The sequence below is a fragment of the Hymenobacter taeanensis genome, from assembly GCF_013137895.1.
Taxonomy (GTDB): Bacteria; Bacteroidota; Bacteroidia; order Cytophagales; family Hymenobacteraceae; genus Hymenobacter; species Hymenobacter taeanensis.
This window is the reverse complement of record NZ_CP053538.1, coordinates 1725172-1751423: the sequence shown is the minus strand read 5'-3', so window position 1 is coordinate 1751423 and position 26252 is coordinate 1725172. Positions and strand designations below refer to the sequence as shown.

General features: G+C 57.6%; 16 protein-coding genes. 4 read left to right on the top strand and 12 right to left on the bottom strand.

What is annotated here, in order from left to right; all coding sequences use genetic code 11:
• Nucleotides 1-4: 4 nt before the first annotated feature.
• A complete protein-coding gene (locus HMJ29_RS07490; protein WP_171590898.1) occupies nt 5-3055 on the bottom strand; it encodes a M16 family metallopeptidase in 3051 nt (1016 codons plus the stop codon).
• 472 nt (nt 3056-3527) lie between these two features.
• Here HMJ29_RS07490 and HMJ29_RS07485 point away from each other — a divergent pair, with 472 nt between their 5' ends.
• Nucleotides 3528-5249 (top strand): M28 family metallopeptidase, encoded by a 1722-nt coding sequence (locus tag HMJ29_RS07485; protein WP_171590897.1) that lies wholly within the window; start codon nt 3528-3530, stop codon nt 5247-5249.
• A 156-nt stretch (nt 5250-5405) separates the two neighbouring features.
• Nucleotides 5406-5816, top strand: coding sequence for a hypothetical protein (locus tag HMJ29_RS07480; protein ID WP_171590896.1), 411 nt, complete (start codon nt 5406-5408; stop codon nt 5814-5816).
• Between the two features lie 19 nt (nt 5817-5835).
• On the opposite strand, the gene HMJ29_RS07475 is transcribed toward HMJ29_RS07480, so the two are convergent.
• The 6 genes from HMJ29_RS07475 to HMJ29_RS07450 all read right to left on the bottom strand — a co-directional run bounded on the left by HMJ29_RS07475 (nt 5836) and on the right by HMJ29_RS07450 (nt 15106).
• Nucleotides 5836-6933, bottom strand: a complete 1098-nt coding sequence (locus tag HMJ29_RS07475) for a glycosyltransferase (protein WP_171590895.1) — start codon at nt 6931-6933, stop codon at nt 5836-5838.
• 214 nt (nt 6934-7147) lie between these two features.
• On the bottom strand, nt 7148-8563 hold the full coding sequence (locus HMJ29_RS07470; protein ID WP_244678867.1) for an MFS transporter: 1416 nt from the start codon (nt 8561-8563) through the stop codon (nt 7148-7150).
• Between the two features lie 155 nt (nt 8564-8718).
• Nucleotides 8719-10554, bottom strand: coding sequence for an alpha-amylase family glycosyl hydrolase (locus tag HMJ29_RS07465; RefSeq protein ID WP_171590894.1), 1836 nt, complete (start codon nt 10552-10554; stop codon nt 8719-8721).
• 122 nt (nt 10555-10676) lie between these two features.
• Nucleotides 10677-11384 carry an SDR family oxidoreductase gene (locus HMJ29_RS07460; protein ID WP_171590893.1) on the bottom strand — a complete coding sequence of 236 codons (708 nt, stop codon included), beginning with the start codon at nt 11382-11384 and terminating at the stop codon, nt 10677-10679.
• Nucleotides 11385-11480: 96 nt separating this feature from the next.
• A complete protein-coding gene (locus HMJ29_RS07455; RefSeq protein ID WP_171590892.1) occupies nt 11481-13385 on the bottom strand; it encodes a glycoside hydrolase family 13 protein in 1905 nt (634 codons plus the stop codon).
• A gap of 272 nt (nt 13386-13657) precedes the next feature.
• Nucleotides 13658-15106, bottom strand: a complete 1449-nt coding sequence (locus tag HMJ29_RS07450) for a hydrolase (protein WP_171590891.1) — start codon at nt 15104-15106, stop codon at nt 13658-13660.
• Nucleotides 15107-15509: 403 nt separating this feature from the next.
• Between HMJ29_RS07450 and glgP the strand changes: the two genes are divergently transcribed.
• Nucleotides 15510-17162 (top strand): alpha-glucan family phosphorylase, encoded by a 1653-nt coding sequence (gene glgP / locus HMJ29_RS07445; protein WP_171590890.1) that lies wholly within the window; start codon nt 15510-15512, stop codon nt 17160-17162.
• Nucleotides 17163-17350: 188 nt separating this feature from the next.
• On the opposite strand, the gene HMJ29_RS07440 is transcribed toward glgP, so the two are convergent.
• The 5 genes from HMJ29_RS07440 to HMJ29_RS07420 all read right to left on the bottom strand — a co-directional run bounded on the left by HMJ29_RS07440 (nt 17351) and on the right by HMJ29_RS07420 (nt 24293).
• Nucleotides 17351-19012 (bottom strand): NAD(P)/FAD-dependent oxidoreductase, encoded by a 1662-nt coding sequence (locus HMJ29_RS07440; protein WP_171590889.1) that lies wholly within the window; start codon nt 19010-19012, stop codon nt 17351-17353.
• Between the two features lie 148 nt (nt 19013-19160).
• A complete protein-coding gene (locus HMJ29_RS07435; RefSeq protein WP_171590888.1) occupies nt 19161-20555 on the bottom strand; it encodes a sensor histidine kinase in 1395 nt (464 codons plus the stop codon).
• A gap of 201 nt (nt 20556-20756) precedes the next feature.
• Nucleotides 20757-22184 (bottom strand): T9SS type A sorting domain-containing protein, encoded by a 1428-nt coding sequence (locus HMJ29_RS07430; RefSeq protein ID WP_171590887.1) that lies wholly within the window; start codon nt 22182-22184, stop codon nt 20757-20759.
• A gap of 16 nt (nt 22185-22200) precedes the next feature.
• Nucleotides 22201-22722: a phage tail protein gene (locus HMJ29_RS07425; protein WP_171590886.1), complete on the bottom strand. Its 522-nt coding sequence runs from the start codon at nt 22720-22722 to the stop codon at nt 22201-22203.
• Between the two features lie 200 nt (nt 22723-22922).
• Nucleotides 22923-24293 (bottom strand): phage tail-like protein, encoded by a 1371-nt coding sequence (locus HMJ29_RS07420; RefSeq protein WP_171590885.1) that lies wholly within the window; start codon nt 24291-24293, stop codon nt 22923-22925.
• A 476-nt stretch (nt 24294-24769) separates the two neighbouring features.
• Between HMJ29_RS07420 and radA the strand changes: the two genes are divergently transcribed.
• Nucleotides 24770-26161: a DNA repair protein RadA gene (gene radA / locus HMJ29_RS07415; RefSeq protein ID WP_171590884.1), complete on the top strand. Its 1392-nt coding sequence runs from the start codon at nt 24770-24772 to the stop codon at nt 26159-26161.
• Nucleotides 26162-26252 lie beyond the last annotated feature (91 nt).

Sequence of the window (26252 nt, the reverse complement as noted above, 5' to 3'; positions counted from 1 at the left end):
CAGTCTAGTTGGTCTTAGCTTCGGCCTTAGCCTCATCTTTGGCTTTAGCCTTGCGCTTCTCTTTCTTACCGTTCGCGTCTTTGGTCTTGATTTTCATCTTCTCATTGTCGGCGGGCGGTGTTACGGTGACAGGAGCCGGAGCGGCAGCGGGCATGGAGGCTGCGATGGGCATGCCTTCGGTGTCCAGCTCTACTACTTCGTAGCCCAGCTCCGAGAGGCCGGGGAACGACTTCGCACGGTCACCTACTACCAGAATGTACATGTTGTCGGCGGGCAGGTACTTCTGCGCGCTGGCTTGCACATCTTCCTTGGTCAGGCTATTCAGAATCTGGCTCTGCTGCTTCACGTAGTCCTGGGGCAGGTCGTACTCCACTAGGCGCGAGAGGAAGGCGGCCTTCTGCTGGCCGGTCTCGTAGCGCAGGGCATCGTTCTGGCCCACCGACGACTTCAGGAACTGCAGCTCCTCATCCGAAATACCGTTGCGGTAGTTCTGAATTTCCTTCATGAATTCCTTCACCGAAGCGGCCGTAGCATCAGCACGCACACCAGCCGAAGCGGTGTAAGGGCCTACGTAGCGAGTGCTCTGGAAGCCCGAGCGGGCACCGTAGGTGTAGCCTTTGTCCTCGCGCAGGTTCAGGTTGATGCGCGAGTTGAAGGCGCCACCCAGCAGGTAGTTAGAGAGGGTAGCACGGTAATAGTCACCGGTAGCATCGTAGGTGATGGGGGTGAGGTAACCCACCCGGATTTCCGACTGCGCAGCGCCTTCCTTGTTCACGAAGTAGATGCGGGTCTTGTCGGGCTTGGGCGCGTTTTCACCAGCGGGCAGGCTGATGTTCTTCTGCGGCCAAGCCTTCAGAAACGCCAGCTGTGGCGTGAGGGCGTTCTGATCCACGTCGCCTACGGCCACCAGGTAGCTCACATTAGGCGCGTAATACTGCTGGTAGAACTGCTTCACGTCGTCCAGCGTGAGGGCCGACACCGTGGCGGCGGTACCGCTCAGGGGCGTGTTCAGCACATTGCTCGGTCCGTAGAGCAGGCGTGAGTAGGCCTTATCGGCAATAAGCACGGGCTGCGTGTTCTGGTTGGCAATACCTTCCAGCGTCTGTTTCTTGATACGGTCGAAGTCGGCCTGATCGAAGCGCGGGTGCAGGAGGCGCTCTTCCAGCAGCTTCATGGTGGCGGGAATGTTTTTGGTCAGGCTCTGCACGTACACCGTCGTGTTGTCGTCGCCGGCCGAAACGCGCACGGTGCTGCCCAGCTTATCGAGCTCAGAGCTGAACTGCTCGCCGGTGTATTTCTGGCTGCCTTCATTCATCATGGCCGCCGTGAGGGAAGCAATACCGGCCTTGTTCGGCATGGTCTGCTCCAGGCGGTGACCCCCGCGGATGGTCATCAGCATGGTAACCGTCGGGATTTCCTGGTTACGGGTGCCAATGATGCGCAGGCCGTTATCCATGGATGACTGCCAGATGGTGGGCACTTGCACCACCGGGTTAGCCCCGGCAGCGGGCTGCTTGCTGCGGTCGAAGGTATCAGTAGCCTTCACGTATTTCAGGCCCGCGTACTCGTCCTTAGGCGCTACGTAGCCGGCTTTCGATACTGTGAAGTTGTCGGCTTTGGCTGGCTGCACGCCGCCCGTTTTGGGCACCACGCTCAGGATTACCGCCGATTTGCCCTTCAGGTACTGGTTGTACACGCGCTGCACATCGGCCTTGGTCACGGCCCGAATGTTCTTCAGGTCGAGCGGCAGACGGTTGGGGTTGCCGAAGTACGTTTGGTTGGCAGCCAGCTGGTTTACCTTACCGTTTACGCTGCTTAGGCCATTAATCAGGTCAGCTTCTTCGGAAGCCTTAAAGCGCTGCATATCCTCGTCGGTTACGCCGCGGGTTTCAAACTCCTTCAGGGTCTTGCGCACCGTCAGCTCCAAAGAGTCGAGGGTTTTGCCGGGGAAGGGCAGCGCAATCAGCGAGAACTCGCCGGCCAGCTCGTTGGTGCTGCTGTAAGCAGTAGCCTGTACGGCCTTTTGGGGCTTCGTCAGGTTCTTGTACATCAGGGAGTTTTTGCCCTGCCCGATAATCTGGGCCAGCACGGCCAGCGGCACCTCGTCGGGGTGGCCGTTGGGTACCGTTGGGAACACCATGCGCAGCATCGGGAAGCGCACGTTGTCCTGGTAGCTTACGTAGCGGTCCTGGGTTAGCTTCACGGGGGCCAGCTTCTGGCTCGCCACGGCCGGGCCGCGGTTGATGGGGCCGAAGTACTTCTCCACCATCTTCACCACCTCGGCGGTCTTCACGTCGCCGCCCACGGTGAGGGTGGCGTTGTTGGGGCCGTACCAGCGCAGGAAGAAGTTCTTGAGGTCGTTCACGTCGGAACGGTCCAGGTCTTCGAGGTAGCCAATCGTCGACCACGAGTAGGGGTGGCCATAGGGGTAGAGCGTCCGGATGATGTACTCGTTGGCCTGGCCGTAAGGGGCGTTATCCACGCGCTGGCCACGCTCATTCTTTACCGTAGAGCGCTGAATCTCAAACTTCTTCTGACTTACGGCATCCAGCAGGAAGCCCATGCGGTCGGCTTCCAGCCACAGTCCGGTTTCCAGCTGGTTGCTGGGCAGGGTCTCGTAGTAGTTGGTACGGTCAAGGTTGGTAGAGCCGTTGAGGCTACCACCGGCCGAGGTTACCAGCTTGAAGTGCTGCTGGTCGCCTACGTGGTCGGAGCCCTGGAACATCATGTGCTCAAAGAAGTGAGCAAAGCCCGACTTCCCAATCTGCTCCCGGGCCGAGCCTACGTGGTAGGTCACGTCTACGTGCACCAGCGGGTCAGAGTGGTCCTCGGTCACGATGAGCGTGAGGCCGTTGGGCAGCACATACTTCTCGTAGGGAATAACCAGCTCATTGCCCTTGCGGGTTACTTTCTCCACCAGCTTAGCACCACCCATGGTAGAGGTAGGAGCCTTTTTTACTGTGGCCGGCTTGGGAGTAGACTTTTGTTGGGCCATTGCCGGGTTGAGGGCCAAAGAGGCACCAAGCCCGAGCAAGAGCAAATGATTACGAGTCATTAGTGGGGAAATAGAGGATGAAGAAAGCTTAGTAGCCCGGAAGTTACGCCGTGAAAGACACAGTAAAAAACAGGAAGATGCAAGTAATTGCCTAGGCTTATTCCAAGCCAAGCCAACTGATCTAAGGAGCATGCCGAAATACCACGCACAAGCAGAATGTCTGGTGTGAGTTGCTTAAGATACCGGCGCCCACTGTGGAGACACTCACTTAGGCATCCTCGTCGCTACTGTTGTTTAGCAGCGTCGTTCTAGGCCAGTTGTTTAATAGAGGAGACCTGAGTAGGTGTCACTACAGCGGGCCCGAGGTAAACTGATTCAAGCTAACAAGCCACCAGCGCTACAGTGCCTGAATGTATTCATAGGGTAAGATATAAATCCAAGGGATTTTCAGCACCTTGAGCCAGAGTAGCCTAGCTGCCGAAAATCGGCGCCTAGGCCACTCAGTTCGTTCCACCATCTCCCCTACTTGCGTATGCGCGTTCTTTCTACCGCCGCTTTGGCGGGTCCGGCTCTGCTGCTCGGCCTCTTGGCCGGCTGCCAGGGCAACTCCTCCACAACCACTACCGCCAGCTCCAACGCGGCCACTGCCCCCTCTGACACCACCATCACCTCTCCGCCCGATGGCATCACGACGGCGGATATCGGCAACCATATCAAGGTGCTGGCTTCTGATGAGTTTCAGGGCCGCAAGCCCTTCACGGCTGGCGAGGAAAAGGCCACTACCTACTTGGCAGATGAGTTCAAGAAGCTAGGCCTCAAACCCGGTCCCGATGGCTCTTACTTCCAAAACGTACCTCTAGTAGAAATTACCGGCACGCCCTCCAGCACCATGCAGGTAACCGGCAAAGGCCAACCCCTGACCTTCAACTACAAAACCGACTTCATGGCCTTCACCGAGCGGGAAGTACCCTCGGTAGCCCTGAAGAACTCTGAGCTGGTGTTTGCCGGCTACGGCGTGGTAGCCCCCGAGTACGGCTGGAACGACTACGCTGGCCTCGACGTGAAGGGCAAAACCGTGGTGGTGCTGGTAAACGACCCCGGCAACGCGGGCAACGACACCACCATGTTCAAGGGCAAGGCCATGACCTACTATGGCCGCTGGATGTACAAGTATGAGGAAGCTGCCCGCCAGGGTGCTGCCGGCCTGCTCATCGTGCACGACACCAAGCCGGCCGCTTACCCGTGGTCGGTGGTGCAGAGCAGCTACTCCGGTGCCAAGCTGCGCCCCCAAACTACTGATAAGGGGGCCAGCAAGTGTGCCATTGAGGGCTGGATAACGCTGGATGCCACCAAAAAGCTGTTCCAGGCCGCCAACCTCAACTACGACCAGCTTTACGCCGCCGCCAACAAGAAAGGCTTCAAGGCCCAGCCCATGGGCCTGACCCTGAGCGTGAGCGTGGAGAACAAGCTGCGCCGCCGCAACTCCAAAAATGTGGTGGCCGTGCTGCCGGGTGCGGCCCGCGCCAATGAGTACATCATCTACTCGGCGCACTGGGACCACCTCGGCATCGGGCCCGCCATCAACGGCGACTCTATCTATAACGGCGCGGTAGATAATGCCAGCGGCTGCGCGGCCCTGCTCAGCATTGCCAAAGCCTTCACCCAACTACCCCAGCCGCCCGCCCGCAGCATCGTGTTTCTGGCCGTGACGGGCGAAGAGCAGGGCCTGCTGGGCTCCGGCTACTACGCCGCCCACCCCTTGTTTCCACTCAACAAAACGGTGGCCGACATCAACATGGACGCCCTCTCCTCTTTTGGGCCCATGCGTGACTTAACGGTAGTGGGCCTCGGCCAGTCTGACCTTGATGATTATGCCCGCGAAGCCGCCAAGGAGCAGGACCGCTACATTCAGCCCGACGCCCAATCGGAGAAGGGATTCTATTACCGCTCCGACCACTTCAACTTTGCCAAAGTAGGCGTGCCCTCCCTCTACGCCAGCGGGGCGGCTGATAGCCGGGCTAAGGGCAAGGAGTACATCACGCAGCAGCACAATGAGTTTGAGGAGAAGCACTACCACCAGCCCTCCGATGAGTACAACCCTAATTGGGACCTGCGCGGCATGGAACAGGATGCGCGCCTGCTGTTCCGGGTAGGGCAACGACTAGCCAATGAAACTACCTTCCCCAACTGGAAGCCGGGCTCTGAGTTCCGGGCCATTCGGGGGAAAAGCATGGGCCAGAAACCCAAAGCCTAGGCCAGTACAGAAACCTCTTGAGAAGGGAGCCGCTCACCAGCGGCTCCCTTTTTGTTTTTTGCCGCCTGGTTCACATAAACATCATGATACAAAAATACTTTTCAAGTCTCACAACGGGAAAAGTAACCTATATCTTTACCGCCATTATTCTGCCTGATGCATCCCTCCGAAACCGACTACATGGCCCTTTCCTACCGCTCTGACCTGCGGTTGCTGTTCCTGCGTTGGCGCCGGCCGGCCTCACCGGCTGAGCATCGGGCAGGCTATCAGGCGGCCCTGCAACTTGCTCAGAAAGAGCAGGCGGGGTGCTGGCTGATAGATTTGCGCAGCCGGGGGCTAGCCGACCCAAAGGATTTACAATGGGTACTGCAGGAGTTTCGGGCTGATTTTCAGGTTGCACTGCCCACCACCACGCGCCGCTTGGCTTACCTCACCACGCCCTACCACGCCGAGGTGCTCCGCCCTCGTCTTGCGGAGCTTGATACGGTAGCTAATACCGGCACTGACATTCGGGTGTTTACTGAGGAGATGCCCGCCCAGCAGTGGCTACAAAGCGGCAATAATTAGCCCCGGCATTTAGAGTGGCCTAGCCCTCTGCCCAGCGGTAGCGCCGCTCCTTCCACTGAATATAAGAGGGCCACACCGTGTAGACGAGGGCCGCCACCGACACTACCAGCAGGTAGCCTTCATAGAATAACAGTACCTGCCAAGACTCCCGCCGGCCCACCTGCCGGAGCGTGATGAGCAAAAACAACGTTTGGCAGAGCACCTTGGCCGCATAAAGCGCGGCAATAACAGGGTAAGGCAGCAAGCCCGGCCACCCCAATACGGTGTAGAAAAAGCCGTAAGAGCTGAACAGCAGCGTGAGTTGCCAGGGCAACCGGCTGGCCCCTTTCATCCAGCGCTTGCGCTGGTGAAGCAGGTGCCGCACCGTAGGCTGCGGTACTGATACGCCTAAGGCGTCGGGGGTAATAATATTGCGGAAGCCCCACCCCTGGTTTACTACCTGCTCAAACAGCTGCAGGTCTTCGGTGATGCTAAACGCCAAGGCCTCATACCCGCCAATAGACTCATACGCTGCCCGCGTCACAAGCATGTTGTTACCTACCGCCGTAATGGGCAGGCCCAGGTCGGTGAGCAGCCGTATCAGGTTCAGGCCAAACAGCCAGTCAAGCCCCTGCAGGCGGCCGAAAAGGCTCCCGCTGGCGGTGGTAATGCCCGTAACAATACCTACCCCCTCTGGGGCCGCGGCCAGCATGGTTTGCACCCAGTTGGGGGCCAGAGCCATGTCGGCATCGGTGAACAGCAGGTAATCAGCAGTGGCGGCGCGGCAGAGGTGGGCCAGTACGTTGCTCTTCCCGCGGGAGGTACCCAGGCGGTGTCGGACGGGCAGCAGTCGAAACTGAGGCTTATTCTTAATGAATGCCTCTACCACGGCCATGGTATTATCAGTAGAGGCATCGTCGCCGATGAGGATTTCCAGTTTCTCAGCGGGGTAGTTTAGCTGCAGCAGCGCCTGCAGGCAGCGCTCAATGGTGGCTTCTTCGTTGCGGGCCGCTATCAGGATGCTGACCCGGGGCCGGGCGCCCGAGTCATGCAGGGCGGGGCGAGGTAACACCAGCAACAGTAAAATCAGCAGAAAGAGCCCGAAGAATATGCCAAAGAATACGGTTACGACTATCATACGCTGCCTGTCTAGCTGAAAGACCGCGCTTTAGCTGAGGGCAAAGATGCGGCACTAAGTATCTAGGGAATACGGCCAGCGCGGTAGTTAGTAGGAAGGGGTAAATGCTGATTTTAACTTCTCTGGCCTAGTATAAATACGGACAGGCCTAGCGCAGAAAAGCCCTTTCCACCACAAGTAGAAAGGGCTTTCGGAGGCGGTTAAGCGACGAATACTACATCCTTGGATCAGACTCAACCGGCGCATCGTAGCCGGGTGAACTGGTATGGATGGTTTCTGCTGCCGCTGGCAACCGGATGTCGTCCTCATCGTGGACCAGCAGCGTGAGCAGGCCCGAAAGAATCATGGAGGCGCCCCCGAGAACAAGGGTATAGACGGATTCACCCCCGAAGACATTCTTCGTGAAGAAGCCCAGAATCAGGCCGGCTACTACCTGCGGAATCACAATAAAGAAGTTGAACACGCCCATGTAATACCCCATTTTGTTGGCGGGCAGAGCTCCGGCCAGCATCGCATATGGCACGCTCAGAATAGAAGCCCAGGCAATACCTACGCCCACCATGGAGAGCAACAGCATAGTGGGGTCCTGAATGAAATAGATGGAAATGAGGCCTAGGCCACCTGCTACCAAACACAGAAGGTGTGTGATGCGGCGACTGGTAGCCCGGGCAATAACTGGTAGGAGCAGAGCGGCAATGGCCGAAATACCATTATACACCGCAAAGCAAATGCCTACCCAGTCGGCCCCTTCATTGTAGAGCTTGGAAGTGGTATCGGTGGTGTGATAAATGTGGCTGGTTACGGCGGGCGTGGTGTAAATCCACATGGAGAATAATGCCAGCCAAGAAAAAAACTGCACCACAGCCAGCTGGCGCATGGTTTTGGGCATGTGAAAGATACCCGCAAACGATTCCCGCACGCCATTTAAAAAGCCAGCGTTCTGGCGCTTCTCAGCCTCAAATTCCTCCATGTTTTCCGGCGGATACTCCTTGGTGCGGAGCACCGTCCAGAGTACTGCCAGGAAGAACACCACCCCACCAATGTAAAAGGCATACTTCACCGACAGGGGAATTTGCCCGGCGGGTGCCGTATTCGATACGTTAAACCAGTTGGTAAACATCCAGGGCAGCGACGATGCTACCACGGCTCCTACCCCGATAAAGAAGGTTTGCGCCGCAAAGCCGGTGGTACGTTGCGAGGAGGGCAGCAAGTCACCTACCAGCGCCCGGAACGGCTCCATGCTGATGTTGATGCTGGAGTCCATTATCCAGAGCATGCCCACGGCCATCCAGAGCGCCGTGACGTTGGGCATTACCAGCAGAGCAAACGAGGCTAAAACGGCACCTACCAGAAAAAACGGCCGCCGCCTACCCCAACGCGGGCTCCACGTCCGATCCGACATGTAGCCGATGATGGGCTGCACCAGTAGGCCAGTCAGCGGAGCCGCCAGCCAGTAAAAGGCTATTTCGGTGCCGCCCATGGTTTCAAAGATGCGGCTGACGTTGGCGTTCTGGAGGGCAAAGCCGAACTGGATGCCCAAGAAGCCGAAGCTCATGTTCCAGATTTGCCAGAAGCTGAGGCGAGGTTTTTCGCGGGTGCTGGTGGGAGCGGCCGCTACGCTGGTTGCCATGTGGTGGGAAATGGTAAAGAGGTGAGGAAGTGAAGAGGTAAGGAGGTGATAAGGTAATGGAGTTATGAGGGTAATGAGGTGGCCTAGGCCACCTAAGGTTTGCACTGTTTGGGACGAGACACTTGCGCGCTACGTCACCCCCATCACCTCATTACTTATTTGGCTTTGATTTCAAAGATGTAGGCGCTTTGTGGGGCCAGCGTTAGGTTGAGAGCCTGCACGGTGGGGGCCTGGTTGAGAAGGTCGGTGTAGGTGTAGAACTGGGTGGGACTGAGGCCCATCAGCTGGAGCACGTTGGGCGGAATGCGCAGGGTGGGCTTGTAGGTTTTGTCGGGGCTGAAGTTGGCCACGATGAGCAGTTTCTGCTTATCGGTGTAGCGCACGAAGGTGTAGAGCTGGCGCTGGTTGTATTGCTGATCGAGGTTGTTGGCGTCCTGCAGCTCGTAGAACTTACCGCGCCGGATGGCGTCGCTCTGGCTGGTGAGTGTGAGCAGGCGGGTATAGAAGCTGTGGAGCTGCTTCTGCTCGTCGCTGAGCTTGCCGCCATCAAACTTGCCGCCGTTCATCCATTTCTGGTGTTCCGGCACGCCCCAGTAGTCGAAGATGGTGGTGCGGCCGTCTTCGCTAGAGAAGCCCTCGGCACCATGCGCCGGCTCGCCCACGTGCTGCCCGAAGTACAGCATGATGGGGCCCGTAGCCAGCGTAGCCGACACCGTCATGGCCGGGATGGCGGCGCGGGGGTTGCCGGCAAAGTCCTTGGAGGCAATGCGCTGCTCGTCGTGGTTTTCCAGAAAGCGCAGCATATGACTTGCGAAGCCACGGCTTTCCTCGCTCCATACTTTGGTAATGTCCTCGGTGGTACCCTCGCCGCGCATGAGGCGGCGCAGGCCATCGTAGAGGCCTACCTTGTCATAGAGGTAGTCGAAGTGACCCTGCTCAATGTACATTTTGTACGTCTTGGCGTCGTAGGCCTCTCCAATGAAAATCAGGTCGGGCTTGATCTTCTTGAGCTCCGGAATTACCCAGGCCCAGAACTCCACGGGCACCATTTCGGCCATGTCGCAACGGAAGCCATCCACGTCCTTCCTGGTCCAGAAGATGAGGATGTCGCGCATTTTCAGCCACGTATCCGGGGTGGGCGAGAAGTGCTTGGCGCGGCCGTTCTGGTAATCAACCCCGTAGTTGAGCTTAATGGTCTCAAACCAGTCGTCTACCTTGGGTGCTTCCGAAAATACGTCGTTGCCAGTGGCCTTGGCGGGCACTTCCTGAAACTTCTTGTCCTCTTTCGGGCCGGTTAAGGGGCCTAGCGGGTTGTAGCCAGCCGGTACCACAAAGCTTTTGCCGGGCAGGTAGTAGAAGTTGTTGTTGGGCGCAAAGGCCTTGGTCTTGTCGTCCTTCTCCCCCAGGTCTGCCACGCCCGCCGGGTGGGCATCCGACTTATAGGTGCGAGCTACGTGGTTGGGAATGAAGTCGATGAGCACCTTCATGTCGTTGTCGTGGGTCCGCTTTACCAGGGCTTCAAACTCCTGCATGCGGTTCTTCACGTTCACGGCCAAGTCGGGGTCCACGTCGTAGTAGTCCTTCACGGCGTAGGGCGAGCCGGCCCGCCCCTTCACCACGTCGGCATCATCGAGGGTAATGCCGTCCTTGGTGTAGTTGGTCATGGTGGCGTGCTCCAGCACACCGGTAAACCACACGTGGCTCACGCCCATCTTCTTGATAGCCTGCAGCGCGGTGGTATTAATATCGTTGAACTTGCCCACTCCGTTTTCCTGGAGCGTACCATAGTGCTTGTTCACGGCCGTTTTGTTGCCAAACAGGCGCGTCATGAGCTGGTAAATTACCAGTTTGTGGTCCTGGGGTACTTCGTCGGTGGTGTTGGGGTCCGAGCTGGAAATGGTTTCTGCCACGGGAGCTGGGGGTTGCTGATAGAAAGAAAATGAAGCTAGTCCTAGGGAAAGGACGGCAACCGGCAGTACCAGGTTTTTCATAGGCAAGTAAGGAAAGGTGAAATGATGAGGTAGTGAAGTGGTGAGTTTGACGTTTATGCGGCGCTATTTGCGCGGTCTAGGCCAGTACGCCATCAAACTCACCACGTCACCACTTCATCATCTTACCACTCCTGCGTAAGGGGGTGAATCATGAGCTCATCTACTACCACGTGGGGCGGCGCTTCCAGCACGTAACGCACTGCTTGGGCAATATCGGAGGGCTTGAGGTGAGTCTTTTCGAGTTCCGGAGAGCCGGGGTGTGAGTCGTTGAAGTAGGTGTCTACCATGCCGGGGTAAATGGTGCTCACCTTCACGCCGTAGGGCCGCAGCTCCTTGCGCAGAGAGCCAAGCATGGCGTCCTGAGCATACTTGCTGGCCCCATACACGGTGCCGTGCTCGAAGGTGCGCTTGCTTACATCGGAGGCTATGCCCACAATGTGGCCTTTCTTCTGCGCTTTCAGGTGAGGCACTACGGCTTTGCACATCAGGAAGGTGCCCTTCACATTCACGTCAAAAATCCGGTCCCACTCGGCGGCTTCAACGTTTTCGAGCAGGTTAAAGGAGCCTACGCCAGCGTTGCACACCAGAATATCGAGGCGGCCAAAGCGGCTGAGGGTTTCATCCACCACGTTTTGGGCATCGTCGGCGTCGGCTACGTCGGCAGGAATGGCCAGGCCCTGGGTTTTGGCGTTGAGCTCTTCCAGTTCCTCGGCGCTACGGGCTACGGACACCACTTTGGCGCCCTGCAGGGCCAATAGCAGGGCAATGGCTTTCCCGATGCCGCGGCTGGCACCCGTTACGATGGCTACTTGGTCGGTTAGGTCGGTCATAAGAATCAGGCTTAGTGGGCTTATGCTGAAAAAGCAACCAGTGCTATTCGCATAAGTTACGAGGGACTGCGGAGGTTCCCGCAGTCCCTCGCCAGACTACTTCTTCATCTCTACTACCCAAGCCGTGCGGCCAGGAATTTTAAATGATTTCAGGTCGGAAAGCGTGGCGCCGGTAGCTACCTCGGTGCCAGATGTAAACCCACCGGTGCGCTCGGCAAACCGAGTGCCGTCTACCGTCTTCTCGTCCTTGTTGCCGTTGAGCATCACCATCACGGTCTGGCCCTGGTCGTTATAGCGGAAGTAGGTGTACACCCCGTCCTGCGGAATGAACTGCATGAGCTTGCCGGTGGCTACTACCGGATGCGTTTTGCGGTAGTTGGCCAGGGTGCTGAGGTAGGTAAATGCCTCGCCAGCCTGCCCGGTGCGGCCGGCGGCCGTGAAGTAGTTGGTCTTGTCACCAGCAAAGCCGCCGGGGAAGTCCTCGCGCACCTTGCCGTCGGGGTTGGAGAAGTTCTTCATCAGCACCTCAGTTCCGTAGTACAACTGCGGAATGCCACGCATGGTGAGCAGCCAAGCCACGCCCATCTTGTACTTGGCAAAGTCCTCCCCTATCACGGAGTAGAAGCGGCTCATGTCGTGGTTGTCGAGGAAGGTCACGTTGCGGGTCGCGTCCTGGTACATCCAGTCGCCCTGCAGGGCCTCGTACAGGCGGTTCATGTTGGGCTGGTCGCCGCGCAGGGCATCGTGAATAGCGCCCTGCGACTGGAAGTCAAACACCGACTCCAGGTTGGACTTGAACCCATCGACGGGCTGGAAGATGTTGCGGGCGAAGAAAGCCTGCTGAGCCGTGCTGCCCACCCAGGCCTCGCCGAACATGAACAGGTTCGGGAATTCATCAGTGAGGGCCTGCCCCCACTGCATCAGAAACTTGGGGTCGGAGTAGGGGTAAGTGTCGATGCGGTAAGCATCCAGGCCAGTGTACTCTACCCACCACAGGAAATTCTGAATCAGGTAGGTAGCTACCAGCGGGTTGCTCTGGTTCACGTCGGGCATGGTGGTATCAAACCAGCCCCGGTTGTAGAGCTTGCGGTCCAGCTCCGAGGCATACGGGTCGTTGAGAGCCAGGGAGTTGTAGTTGCTGCGCGTGAACTGCGGCCACTGATTGAACCAGTCTTTGGCGGGCTGATCCAGGAACAGGTAGTTCTTGCTGCCCATGTGGTTGAGCACCACGTCGTGCACCACTTTCAGGCCGTTGCGGTGGGCCTTGTCCACAAACTGGCGGTACTCCTCCAGGGTGCCGTAGCGGCGGTCGGTGTTGTAGTAGTCGGTGAGGGCGTAGCCGTGGTAGCTAGCCTTGGGCATGTCGTTTTCCACCACCGGCGTCATCCAGATGGCTGTGGCCCCCATGCTCTTGAGGTAGTCGAAGTGGTTTTCGATGCCCTTCAGGTCGCCGCCGTGGCGAGAGTACATCGAGTCGCGGGCCACTTTGGGCGCGCGCATATCCGGGATGTAGTCGTTTTTCGAGTCGCCGTTCGAGAAGCGGTCCGGCATCAGGAAGTAGATAAAGTCCTGCTGATTCAGGCCCTGTACCTTCTGCTTGTCGCCGGGGGTAGTGCGCTGGCGCAGCTCGTAGGCAACGGTCGTCTTCTTAGCACCTTTAAACTCCAGCTTCAGCTTGCCGGGCTTGGCATCAGGCGCAATGGTGAGGTTAACCAGCAGGTAGTTGGGGCTTTCCAGTTTCTGGGTGCCTTCCAGCGTTACGCCGGGGTAGGCGGCCATGTTCAGCTTGCTGTCGGCAATACCGGGGCTGTGCACCAGCAGCTGCAGCTTGGGGTTCTTCATGCCCACCCACCAGAAAGTAGGGTCAATGCGGGTGGCGGAAGCAGCTTTGGCGGCCGGCGCGACCAGCTCAGTAACAGTAGGGGTAGTGGCGGCTACTGATGGAGCGGCCGCGGCCAGCAGCGTGCCGGCCAACAAAGGCAGAAATCGGGCTGAGATCATACGGAATGTGGGAATTCAGTGACGGAACTGCAAGATACAGCCTCCGCAATCGGTTAAGTTAATGCCAAAATGCGCGGAATTGGTGCTGTATTAGCTGATTGCACGCCACTTGGCAATGGGCAGTGAGCAATGAAGAGTGATCAACCCATCCGGCACTCCATAACTTGAAAGCATTACTCATTCCTCCTTGCTCATTAAAAAAGCCCCGCCGCCTGGTAAATCCAGACAACGGGGCTTTGAGAAGGGAGTGGCCTACGAAGAGGCCGGAGGGCTTACTGCAGCTTAGCCAGCCAGAGCGAGGCGTTCAGGTGCAGACGGGCGTGACTTACGTTCTCGTTCCAGCCATCGTACACGGTGTTGCCAGGCGAGCCGGTGCCATCGTCAGCCGGTGAGGAGTCGCCGATGATTACCACCCGGCCGGTGCCAAAGGTGCTGCTGGCCGCCATTACGCTGTTGTTGCCCTGCGTAGCGGAGGTGCGCCAGATCAGGCCCTGTACCGTAGAGTTGGCGGTGGGGTTGAGCGTCATGGTGGCGCCGTTGTGGTACGAGAGCTGGGTTACTTTGCCCTGCGAGCCGTTCATGATGGGGTTCGTGGAAGTAGTCAGTGCGTTGGTGCTGTTTTCCACCACGTTATCGAGGTTTACCGAGAAGCCGAAGGGGTTAGCCTTCACGGAGTTGTTCTGCATCAGATCGTTCCAGATGGCAGGAGAATCCCAGCCGTCGTTGTTGCGGTCTGAAATGTCGTGGTCAGAAATCATGAACAAACCGCCCCCGTTCTGCACAAACTGCAGGATGGCGGTTTTCTCAGCGGCCGAGAATACGGTGTTAGGCTCATCCACCACAAACACGCTGTAGTTGCTCAGGTCCTGTACGTTGGAGCTGTTGCCGTACGTAATGGCGGCCCCTGCGGGCAACTGCTCCACGGAGTGGCCTAGCTTCACCAGGGCCACGCCCCAAGCTGAGATAGCACCCGTCCAGTAGGTTTCCGGCGTGCTGCTGGTAATGCCGCTCTGGGCCGGCGAAGGGTAGCGCACGGCTACGCCGTTGTCTACATCCAGTACCCAGTCGGCGTTGCCGGCCAGCTCGGCGTGCGAGCCATCAAACAGGAACTTCTTGCCGCCTGTGGTGGGGGGCGGGGTGGTAGTGCCCGAGCCGTACTGCTCCAGGGTCACGTTATCGAAGTTGATGCGGTTGGTGCCGCCCGAGGTTTTGCGGATCTGCAGGCGAATGTTGCCGCTCAGGTTTACCGTGAAAGAGGCCGTGTTCAGGGCCGTGCTGCTGCTGGTGATGGTGCTGCCCACTTTGGTGTAGCTGCTGCCGCTATTCTGGCTTACCCACAGCTCCCATTGCGAGCTGCCATCGGTGCCATATACGGCGTGCTGCACCGTTACCACGCCCGCGCCCGTGGTGGCGTTGAAGTTCATGCCTACTGTGCCCACGTTGCGCACCCGCACCGACTGCGCCCCGGTTTTATGGTCGGCGGTAGTGTTGCCCAGCAGGGCGTCGTTTAGGGTCCAGGAGCCGGAGCCTAGCGTAACCGAGCCGGTGGTATAGGCCGTTTTAGTGCCCGTATCGAAGCTCTCGGGGAAACCGGCGCTGCTTACATCCTGCTGGGTGGTGATGGCCGCGGCCGGCGAGCTGGGAGTGAGGTCTTGCTTGGCGCAAGACAAAAAAGTAAGGCTCAGTAGGGAGGCTGTGAGCCAGCGCAACGAGTTTTGCATGGGAAGGGTTTTGGTTGTGGAGGTAAAAAAGGAAGGACTACTGCCCGGCAAAGCTACCCAGCAGGTAGCCCCTGATACGACTCAACTACATTACGGATTTGTTATCAAACCGCAGTCTGACAATCAATTGCTGAGTTGCCTAAGGGAAGGACAAAAGCCGCCAACTAGTTCCGCGGGTTGGGGTGGGCTGGCTGTGGGAGGCGGCTTAGTGGCCTGGAAATTCAGCGGGTGCCCCAATGATGGTTTTTTGTCTTTTATTGGTGGCAGGTTAGCATTTTGGCCTTCCTAGAGGGCTCACTCTCAAACAGTCTGCACTTTTCCGCTTTTTTTGGGCCAGAATCCGTACGCGGTTTCCGAGGGCAGACTTGCTGCCACATTTCTCACTTTGACCTTTCGTGCTCCAATGGCATTTGACTTTCAGATGTACCCTACTGCCCCCGAGTTCAGCACTCCGGCGGCTTACTTTTCAATGGAATTTGCGCTGGATCAGGCGCTCAAAACCTACTCGGGGGGCCTGGGCTTTTTGGCCGGCTCCCACATGCGCTCAGCCTATGAGCTAAAGCAAAACCTGGTGGGTATCGGCATTCTGTGGTCGTTTGGGTACTACGACCAGGGCCGTAACGAGGACATGAGCATGCGCGCTGATTTCCGCATCAAGCAGTACAGCTTTCTGCAGGATACCGGCCTGGTGTTCCCCATCAACATTCACAACGCGCAGGTGCTGGTAAAGGCCCTGTACCTGGCCCCCGAGACCTTTGGCACCGTGCCAATGTTCTTCCTGACCACCGACATTCCCGAGAACGACTACCTCTCGCGCACCATCTCGCACCACCTCTACGACGCCGACACGGCCGCCCGCGTGGCCCAGAGCATTTTGCTGGGCGTGGGCGGTGGCAAACTGCTTGATGTACTTGGCCGCCAGACCGAGGTGTACCACCTCAACGAGGGCCACGGCCTGCCGCTGGCGTTCTACCTCTATGATAAGCACGGCCGCGACCTGGAGGAGGTAAAGAAGCGCCTGGTGTTTACCACGCACACCCCCGAGCTGGCCGGCAACGAGGAGCACCCCGTGAAGCTGCTGCACAAAATGTCGTTCTTCGGCAATGTGCCCCTGGAGGAAGTGGAGCGCCTGGGCCTGGTAGAAAACGGAAATCTGAACTATACGCTCACGGCCCTGCGGTTCTCACGCATCGCCAACGGCGTATCGAAAGTGCACGGTGAGGTGGCCAACGAAATGTGGGGCCACTACCAGGGTATCTGCCCTATTATTGCCATTACTAACTCTCAAAACGGCACGTACTGGCGTGATAAGCAGCTGCACGCCGCCCTGGCAGCCAACGACGACGCGGCCCTGCTGGCCCGCAAAAAGGAGCTGAAGCAAGAGCTCTTCAAGATTGTGGCCGACCAGACTGGTACCCTCCTCGACCCCGAGGTGCTGACCGTGGTGTGGGCCCGCCGCTTCGCCAGCTACAAGCGCGCCGACCTGATTCTGCGCCATTTCGAGCGCTTCCTGGAAATCGTGAACAGCGAAGACCGCCCCGTGCAGGTGATTTGGGCCGGTAAGCCCTACCCCAAGGATTACGGCGCCATCGGGCTGTTTAATGACATCATCGCCAAAACGAAGAACCTGAACAACTGCGCCGTAGTAACGGGCTACGAGCTAGGCCTATCGGCGGCGCTGAAGAAGGGTTCCGATGTGTGGCTGAACACTCCGCGCTTCCCCCGCGAGGCCTCAGGCACCAGCGGCATGACCGCCGCCATGAATGCCAGCGTGAGCCTGAGCATTGCCGACGGCTGGATTCCGGAGTTCGTGCGTCACGGTGAGAACGGCTTCATCATTGAGCACACTGATATCAACCAGCCCGACCACGTGAAAGACGATATCGAAGCCACGAACGTGCTGGATGTGCTCCAGAACGAAATTGTGCCGCTCTACTACGGGCAGCCTGAGAAGTTCCTGGAAATTGTGAAAACCGGCATGCGCGAGGTGGAGCCCGAGTTTGAGTCGCACCGCATGGCCACGGAGTACTACGAGCGTATGTACAACGCCAAGTAGCAGTGGAGGGAGTGGCCTGGGCCACTTTCCAGGCCATCATAAAGCCCGTCATTCTAAGCAGAGCTTAGAATGACGGGCTTTTAAGTGGAATACCATAAAGAGGAACGTCATGCTTCGGCTTCGCTCAGCATGACGCGCTTTTGCCTCATCGCCTCATCACCCCATCACCCCATCACCTACTTCTCTATTTACTCATCCAAATACTGGTGCACGAACTTGATGGCCATGCTGCCTTCGCCTACGGCCGAGGCTACGCGGGCCATGGCACCGGCCCGGCTGTCGCCGGCGGCAAATACGCCGGGCACGCAGGTTTCCAGCAGGTACGGCTCGCGCGAGTGCTTCCAGGATTCGGCGTAGCGCGGGTCGGTTACCAGGTCGCGGCCGGTTAGCAGGAAGCCTTTGCCGTCGCACACCACCGTGTTGCAAATCCACTCGGTGCTGGGCTTGGCCCCAATAAAGATGAACAAAGCCCGGGCCGGGCGCTCCTCCAGTTGGCCATTGCGGTTGAGCACCACCTCTTGTAGGTGGTCGTTGCCGCGTACCTCAGCTACCTGCGTGTGGGTTAGCAGCTCAATGTTAGGCGTTTGGCCGATCTGGTCAATCAGGTACGCCGACATAGAGGCCGCCAACGAACTACCCCGAATCACGATGAACACCCGTCGCGCGTAGGTGGCCAGGTACATGGCCGCCTGCCCCGCCGAGTTGCCACCCCCTACAATGTACACGTCCTGCTCATCACAAGAGCGGGCCTCGGTGCGGGCAGCGCCGTAGTACACGCCAGCGCCCGTTAGCTGATGAATACCCGGAACTTCAAGGGTGCGGTAGCTCACGCCGGTGGTCAGCACCACGGCGCGGGTTTTCACCTCCATGTCGTTGCCAAGCGTGAGAATTTTGTAGCCATCCTGCACGCGTAGGCCAGTCACTTCCTGCGGGGCTAATAGCTCGGCTCCCAGCCTAACCGCCTGCGACCAGGCCCGGTGAGCCAACTCGCTGCCACTGAGGCCAGTTGGGAAGCCCAGATAGTTCTCAATACGGGAGCTGGTACCGGCCTGCCCACCGGGGGCCATGCGCTCTACTACCAGAGTGCGAAGCCCCTCAGAAGCGCCATATACGGCCGCCGCTAACCCAGCCGGGCCAGCACCAATTACTACCACATCGTAGAGTTCCTGCGAGGCTTTCTGGGGCAGGCCTAGCCGCTCGGCTACCACGCTGCGCTCGGGGTTAGAGAGGGCAGTGTTATCCTCGAACACTACCACTGGCAGATCGGCAGGGGTAAAGCCGGTGCGGGTTAGCAGGGCCTGGGCCTCGGCATTCGTTTCAAAATCAAACCACTGAAAAGCCACCATATAGCCCGCCAGAAAGTCCTTAAGCTCATGCGAAAGCGGCGACCATTGAAACCCGATCAGGCGCAGCCCCTGAAAGCGAGGGCGATAGGTGGCCTGCCAGGAGGCCAGCAAATCGTGAAGCGTGGGGTATAGCAGCTCCTGAGGCGGGTCCCAGGGCTTAATGAGGTAGTAGTCGAGGCGGGCGTGGTTAATGGCCCGGATGGCGGCCTCAGTATCGGCGTAGGCTGTCAGGAGCACGCGCTTGGCATCGGGGAAAAGCTGGCGGGTTTGCTCCAGCAGCTCCACGCCCTGCAGGCCCGGCATGCGCTGATCGGCCAGCACCAGGGCCAGGGGCTCCTCGCGCTGCTGCAGCTCCTGAATGGTAGAAAGGGCTTCTTCACCGGAGCTGGCCCGCAGCACCCGGTAGTCGCGGCGAAACTCCTGACGCAGGTCGCGCTCAATGGCGTTTAACACCTGCGCATCATCATCAACGGCAAGCAAGATTGGTTTTTTGGTGGCAGCCATCTATGGTGAGGTTGTGAGGTGGGAAGTTGTGAAATAATGTAGGAAAGCGGTGAGGTAGTGAAATAAGAGGCTTACCGTTCTACTGGCCTGCAGGGCGCCACTGACGCCCAGGCCAACCAAACAGCAAACTCACTCCATTATTGAACTACTATTTCACCGCTGGCAGCCACACCCGAAACTCAGTGTGGCCTGGCTCCGATTTTACTTCCAGGCGGCCATCATGCTGCTCTACAATGCGCATGGCAATATCAAGGCCCAGGCCGGTACCCTCGCCGGCGGGCTTAGTAGTGTAGAAGGGCTCCAGAATGTGAGGCAGCACCTCGGGCGGAATGCCCGGCCCATTATCCGTCACCGACACCAGCACGAAGTCGCCTTCCAGCCGGGTTCGGAGCGTGATTTGGCCCCCGCCCGGCATAGCATCAATGGCGTTATCAAGCAGGTTGGTCCAGACCTGGTTGAGGCTACTCACCTGGCCTTTCACCAGCGGCAGGTCAGGGGCATAGTCCCGCGTGAGCTGCACCTTCTCCTCGCGCATGCAGTAGCTGAGAATGTTCACGGTGCTATCGAGGCCAGCGTGCACATCCAGGGGCGCGAAGTCGCCGGCGCGGTCCATGTGGCTGTAGGTCTTTACGTTGCTGACGAGGGTGCTAATCCGGCCACCGGCCTCCTGCACGTCGCGGACCAGGCAAAGGGTAGTCAGCTGCCCTTCCAGCCACACCAAAGCTGAGGGCCGACTAGGCTCGGGCAGTGCCGCAATGAGTGGTTTGAGGGTAGCAAGGGTGAGGCCGGCTTCTAGCAAGCCTGAGGCAAGGGCGTAGCCATCGGGCACGTTCTGCTCTTCCAGCCATTCGGCCAGCTCGTCTTCCCGGTCAGAGCGCTCCAGCGGGGAAAGGGTAGCCTGCGTAAGGGGTGGGTTAGAGGCTACCGCCGCCAAATCGGCCAGGGCATTGGGCTCGGGGCAGTGGCGCACCAGTTCCAATAAAAGTCCGGGCTTGGCCCGCAGGCGGTTATTCAGCGCTTCGGCGGCCCGCATGATAGCGGCCGCCGGGTTGTTGAGCTCGTGAGCCAGGCCCGCCGAGAGCTTGCCCAGGGCCCGCAGCTTATCATCGCGCTCCTGGCCGCGGGCTTCCTGCCGGGCCCGGTCGCTCATTACCCCTACCAGGCGCTGCACCAGCTCAGGGCTAATTTGCTCTAAAGCGGGAAAATTGTCGCGGTGCAGCAGCAGCAGCTCGGTAGCGTCAGTGGCCACTCCCAGGCCCTGAATGGTGCGCAGCCGCGAGTAGGGCAGCACCCCACTCACGTGGCCTTTTTCAACCCGAAAAATGGGCTCCCGGTTGCCGTTGCGCACACTAAAGAATTGTAGGCCACCCGCCAGCACTACCACCATAAACTCAGCAGGGTCGCCGGGGCTCATGACAGTATCGCCGGAGGCGTAAGTGCGCACCTCACCGTGGTCGAGGAGCCACTGCAGCGTATCGGGAGGCAGCTCCGCGAAAGTGGCTACGCGGGCAAGATCATTGGGCGTGAGAGTAGCGGCAGGCATAGCAGGAAGGCAGGATAAGTAGTGAAGGCCAGGCCAGGAGAAAGGGCCACCCGAAGCTAGTTGGGGTAAACTGCTAGTATAACCAGATGAAGGTCTGATTTACTTTCTACTTAGCACTATAAAGCTAGGACAAACGAAACGGCCAGATCCCTAAAAGAATCTGGCCGTTTACTCTGGTTGCTACCGCAGTGAAGTGTAAGACTATTCCCGCACCACCTTTACAACACGCGAGGCATTGGCTTGCCGAACAACTAGTAAGTATACCCCCTGCGGTAGCTTATCAGCTTCCGGAAGGGCTACTTCAGAAGTGCCCGCGGGCAGTTCTAGCTGGCGGGTAAACAGCACCTGGCCCAGCGTATTATGAAGCGCGATGCTGGCAAGGCCTGCTTTGGGTAATACCAAACGGGCAAACAACTCCTGGCTGAACGGATTAGGATGGGCCTGCAGCGCCATAGCCTGCTCTGTTTCTAACGGCCGCACCACCTGCACCGCTGAATAAGACTGAGTGCCATCAGTATCCTGCTGCCGCAAACGGTAGTATAGCACGTCGGCGTTGTAACGGCTTACTCTAGCATCAGTGTAAGTATAGGAGGTTTGCTGGCTGGTAGTGCCGCGCCCAGCTACCTGGCCTACCGTCTGAAACAGCCTGCCATCTGTGCTTACCTCAATAGCAAACAGGGCGTTGTCTTTCTCCGAGGCGGTAGCCCAGTGCAGCAGCACATCTGCTGCCCTGGCCTCTGCCCTGAAGGCAATAAGCTGCACAGGCAGCGGGTTGGCAGAGTTGGTAACGGTAAAGCGGCCAAGAACGGTAGTACTGGAGCTAATGCTGCGCGTAGTAGAAGCGTTAGCTACTGAGCCTACCCCATTCCAGGGAGCTGTTTGAGTAGCTTGGCGCCAGATGAGCACCCGGGAGAAATCAGTCAGGCCGTTATCGTTATCTGGTAACCATGAGAGCGTAATGGGCACTGCGCCAGTGGGCGCCTGATCTGCGGTTACCGTCCAGATTCTGTCAACACTTTTAGAATCTCCAAACGTGCCGTAGCTGGTTCCGGCCAGCGTTAGCCCGGCCGTCCGTGTTACTTCTACACGGCCTAAGTTCTGGCCATTACCGCCAATGGTAGCGCTATTGGTGAAATCGGTGGCAGTACTTACGTTATCACGTGTCACGCGCAGGTTACCCTGTACGTAGCGGCCCGTAGCCTCTCCCGATACGCTGGCTGTGTTAGTGAGGCTAATGGTAGCGCTGGCGGGAGTGCGCACCATACCATTTGTCAGCTTCAGCTCCTGCGTAATCGTTAGGTTATCGGGCACCGTAAGGCCCTGGGAGCTGCCGTTGTTCACTTCCAGCTGCGCCAACGCGGCGCCACCAGCGGTTAGAGTTTGGGCTGCGGAGCCACTTAGTAACACCCGGCCCGAAGAATTCAAGGTGCCCGCATTAGTGAGGTTACCCAGCACCTGTACAACTCCCGTGTTGGTAAGTGTGCTACCCGCCTTATTGTCCAGTGCGCCCGGGATGTAAAGCGTTGCCCCCGACTGCACCGTCAGGATGCTGCCGTTGTTAGCCAGGTTTTGCGCAAAGCCCGCTTCTGCCAGTAAACCCAGCCCTAAAAGAGAGTAGAAAAATTTCATCCTATATGTTAGGTCGCTAGTCGCGTGGGGGAAAAATGCCTTGTAGGGCAATACAGAAGTTGATGCCCAGGTACGGTGGCATATTTTCGTGAGGCTGACTGCCGCCCGCCGCTGCTACACTCTGGGCATTCATGTTCGCATTTGCCGTACCTGCTGAGGTGAATTGAGTGCCACCCCGGCCGTCGTTACTCAGAAGGTTGCCACTGGGCGAATTAGAGTTACCAACAGATGTGGCCGCATTCAACAAGTGATTGTGAACTGGCATCTGGTTGGAAAGTAGAGTAACCGATTCAGTGCCACCTATTTCTCCCAGAGTGCGGGATGATAGTCCGGGCCCTTGCCCTGGTTGCATTGGAAAACGGCCGCGCAAATCAGGCAAAGCAAAAGTTGTTTGACCGTCACCACCGTACGTATTACCTAATATGGAGAATAAGGCAGTGTTCTGAGCAATAGACAGTATTTGTCCCTGGCATAATGCATAGCCACTAGGCGCAAAGTTGCCGGCAAAAAGCATGATTTCTCCAATGAAGGGCTCCATGCTTTGTGTAGAGGCTACACTGCGTGTGCCCGCTAAAACGGGGCTGGCCAGTAGGCCACCGCCTAGCAGGGCGCCAAAACGCTTAAGCCAGCCGCGGCGCTGAGGCTCTGCCTGAGGTTGAGAAGAAGACGCTGTTACAATGCCAGCAGGAGTAGCTATAAATCTCATAATAGAGAAGGAAAGTCAGGGAAGGGAAAGAATTAGTTGACGCGGAACCAGCCGCTGGTGGTACCATTCACCACGTACACGAACTGCGCTGCGAAATTGGGCAGCAGAGTGCCAGTGCCGCTAGTGCTGGTAATGCTCACCGCGTCGGGGTCGAGGTTAGTAATGGTAAGGGTTTGGCCATTGGTGCCAGTGCCCAGCGTAACAGTGCCGTTTGTGCTGCTATTGTTCGGCAGAATTACTATACCCGTTGTGGCATTCAGCGTACCTGTACCCGTAGTAGGAACTGTGAAGGTATTGGTAGTCTGAATGTTGGTGGCACTATTAGCAGCTGCCTGCCAGGTGGCTAGGCCAGTACCATCAGAGGTCAGGACTTTACCCACGCCAGGCGCACCTCCGGTAATTTTCACCTGCCCCGCTACTTCTAGCATGGCACCTGGGTTAGTAGTTCCAATGCCCACGTTGCCACTGGGCATGAGGCGCATTACGTCGCGGTAGTTCTGAGACGCGTCGTTGTAGGTGCCTGCAGCACTAGCGCCTACCCGCAGAGCCAAGCCAGTTTCAGCTCCACCCGCCGTTACAGCAGCAGTTGAGCCATCATGAGAAATAAATAGATGGTCCCAAGCCGCGGTATTGCGCAAACCTAGCGTACCAACCACGTCAAGCGTTTGCGCCGGCGTAACCGTGCCAAGGCCCAGCTGGCCCGTTTGTAGCAACGTCATCAGGGTGCTGCTAATGTTGGAATTGGCATTCCAGGTTACCCAGCTAAACGTTTTGCCGCCCAAATCAGGAATACCGGAGGTTAATGAGCTGGCCCGCATAAACAAGCCCCAGCGCCCCAGCCCGTTGTAGCTGCCACTGGTAAAAGGGTCCCAGCCGCGGGTAATCAAGGGCGCGTCATTGGCATTCAGAATTAAGCCATATGCGGACCGGCTATACAAGCTGCCGTCGGTGGTAATGCGCAAGCGCTCTGTGTTGTTGGTGCGTACTACTACATCTTTGTTGTCGGCAGTACCAATAAAGTCGGTGCCGGGGCTGGTGCTACTACCCACGCCGGGGTTAGTACCAGGGTCAGTACCGGCGTTACCAGCACGCTGCCAGGCTGAGCTAGTGGTAGTGCCCGAAGGCAATGCTACCCATACGTTGTTCTGAAAATACCAGAAGCCCGGCTGTGCGCCGTTAGTCTGGAATACCAGCATTCCCGGCGTAGTAGTGGTAATAGCAATGCGCTGAGCTTCCGTCACGCGCGGTATTAGCAGACCTTTGTTGTTTCCAGTGCCAGCCGAAATATCCAGAGCTGCATTAGGATCGGGAGTAGTAGTGCCCACACCCACCGATTGGGCGCGAGCAGAGAAAGTTAGAGCACTGAGCGACAGGCCTAACAAAAAACGATAAGAGTGTTGCATTAGTAGTGTGTAGGTATGGGCTAGAGGTTGTCTCCCTGCAAAGGATAATCTCATGCAAAGATAGTATTATGATAAACCTATATATAATGGTATTTAATTTATTCAATAATGAATTCATTGATCATATTGGCCTGTCTTAAGCTGTTTAGTGCTTTGGTTGCTGTAGCAGGCTCTATTAATAATCTGGTTTTCCTGGCTACTCTTGGTTTTAATTGACTGTGAGAATAATAATCATAGATGAGCTCCATTCAGCAACAAGTGTATGTAGACTGTTGTATTAATGACATTATTGAATTAATTCAATTTTAGCTGCTAAGTCAATAGTTGTGTTTAATGGTTAAATTGGTTAGTTCACCGTACCGAATGTCTGAAAAGCTGTGAAAAATTAACCTCGGGCAAAAACCCGTTTCTTACCAAACTTTTTAGCCGCCGAGCGCATTTCTTTAGTTCACCCCGGCTCAGTCAGAGTTCCCTACATGGCCAAAATCAAGACCCTATATTTTTGTCAGAATTGCGGTGCCCAATCTGCTAAGTGGATTGGCCGCTGCCCCTCCTGCGGCGAGTGGAACACCTATGTAGAAGAGGTAATTGAAAAGCCCGACACGGCCACGGCGGCCGGGGCCTGGAAGGCCTCTACTTCCGTGGGTAGCACCACTACCAAAGCCGCCAAACCCAAGCCCCTTGGCGATATTCTCTACGAAGAAGAGTCTCGTCTCAATACCCATGACGGCGAGCTAAACCGCGTGCTTGGGGGTGGCCTGGTACCTGGCTCACTAGTGCTTATTGGTGGCGAGCCAGGCATTGGCAAGAGCACCCTTATGCTCCAGATTGCCATGCACATGGGTAACCTGCGCATTCTGTATGTGTCAGGTGAGGAAAGCGAGCAGCAGATCAAGATGCGAGCTGAGCGCCTTGGGAAGCAGCACCCCAACCTCTACATTCTCACGGAAACGGGAACGCAGAATATCTTCCGGCAGATTGACCAGCTCCAGCCCAACGTGGTTATCATCGACTCCATCCAGACCCTGCACTCTTCGCTGGTAGAAGCGGGGGCTGGCTCAGTGAGTCAGGTGCGGGAGTGCACTACTGAGTTGCTGAAATATGCCAAGGATACGGGCGTGCCGGTGCTACTCATTGGCCACATTACTAAAGACGGTTCCATTGCCGGTCCCAAGATTCTGGAGCATATGGTGGATACGGTATTGCAGTTTGAGGGCGACCGTCACCTGAGCTACCGCTTGCTGCGCACGGTAAAAAACCGCTTCGGCTCCACCTCTGAGCTAGGGATTTATGAGATGCAGGGCAGTGGCCTACGGCAGGTTAGTAACCCCTCCGAGATTTTGCTGAGCCAGCGCACTGAGAGCCTGAGCGGTATGGCCATTGGGGCCACGCTGGAAGGCAACCGGCCCCTGCTGGTGGAGGTGCAGGCCCTAGTAACGCCTGCTACCTATGGCACTCCCCAGCGCAGCAGCACCGGCTTTGATGCCAAGCGCCTGCAGATGCTGCTGGCGGTGCTGGAAAAGCGCAGCGGCCTCCGCTTGGGCCAGCATGACGTGTTCCTGAACATTGCTGGTGGCCTCCGCCTCGATGACCCGGCTCTGGATCTGGCCGTATGCGCCGCCGTAGTCAGCAGCCTGAATGATGTGCCCATTGCCGGCGAAGTGTGCTTGGCGGCGGAAGTGGGCCTGAGCGGTGAAATTAGGGCCGTGAGCCGGCTTGATCAGCGCCTGTCAGAGGCCGAGAAGCTGGGCTTTGCCGAAATGTACATCTCCCAGTTCAATGCCCGTGGGCTTGATATTGCCCGCTACGGCATCCGCGTGCACCCTTCGGGCCGCCTAGATGAGGTCCTGAACGGGCTATTTGGCTGATTTACCCATGAGGGCAGTACCAATGTACTGGGCTAAGCAAACGCTTGGAGTAACTGTAAATTAGGTTACCAGCAACAGGGGCCAGAGCGCG

Coding starts and splice junctions, on each gene's coding strand:
- HMJ29_RS07490 (WP_171590898.1), bottom strand. CDS start 3,055: ATGACTCGTAATCATTTGCTCTTGCTCGGGCTTGGTGCCTCTTTGGCC.
- HMJ29_RS07485 (WP_171590897.1), top strand. CDS start 3,528: ATGCGCGTTCTTTCTACCGCCGCTTTGGCGGGTCCGGCTCTGCTGCTC.
- HMJ29_RS07480 (WP_171590896.1), top strand. CDS start 5,406: ATGCATCCCTCCGAAACCGACTACATGGCCCTTTCCTACCGCTCTGAC.
- HMJ29_RS07475 (WP_171590895.1), bottom strand. CDS start 6,933: ATGATAGTCGTAACCGTATTCTTTGGCATATTCTTCGGGCTCTTTCTG.
- HMJ29_RS07470 (WP_244678867.1), bottom strand. CDS start 8,563: ATGGCAACCAGCGTAGCGGCCGCTCCCACCAGCACCCGCGAAAAACCT.
- HMJ29_RS07465 (WP_171590894.1), bottom strand. CDS start 10,554: ATGAAAAACCTGGTACTGCCGGTTGCCGTCCTTTCCCTAGGACTAGCT.
- HMJ29_RS07460 (WP_171590893.1), bottom strand. CDS start 11,384: ATGACCGACCTAACCGACCAAGTAGCCATCGTAACGGGTGCCAGCCGC.
- HMJ29_RS07455 (WP_171590892.1), bottom strand. CDS start 13,385: ATGATCTCAGCCCGATTTCTGCCTTTGTTGGCCGGCACGCTGCTGGCC.
- HMJ29_RS07450 (WP_171590891.1), bottom strand. CDS start 15,106: ATGCAAAACTCGTTGCGCTGGCTCACAGCCTCCCTACTGAGCCTTACT.
- glgP (WP_171590890.1), top strand. CDS start 15,510: ATGGCATTTGACTTTCAGATGTACCCTACTGCCCCCGAGTTCAGCACT.
- HMJ29_RS07440 (WP_171590889.1), bottom strand. CDS start 19,012: ATGGCTGCCACCAAAAAACCAATCTTGCTTGCCGTTGATGATGATGCG.
- HMJ29_RS07435 (WP_171590888.1), bottom strand. CDS start 20,555: ATGCCTGCCGCTACTCTCACGCCCAATGATCTTGCCCGCGTAGCCACT.
- HMJ29_RS07430 (WP_171590887.1), bottom strand. CDS start 22,184: ATGAAATTTTTCTACTCTCTTTTAGGGCTGGGTTTACTGGCAGAAGCG.
- HMJ29_RS07425 (WP_171590886.1), bottom strand. CDS start 22,722: ATGGAGCCCTTCATTGGAGAAATCATGCTTTTTGCCGGCAACTTTGCG.
- HMJ29_RS07420 (WP_171590885.1), bottom strand. CDS start 24,293: ATGCAACACTCTTATCGTTTTTTGTTAGGCCTGTCGCTCAGTGCTCTA.
- radA (WP_171590884.1), top strand. CDS start 24,770: ATGGCCAAAATCAAGACCCTATATTTTTGTCAGAATTGCGGTGCCCAA.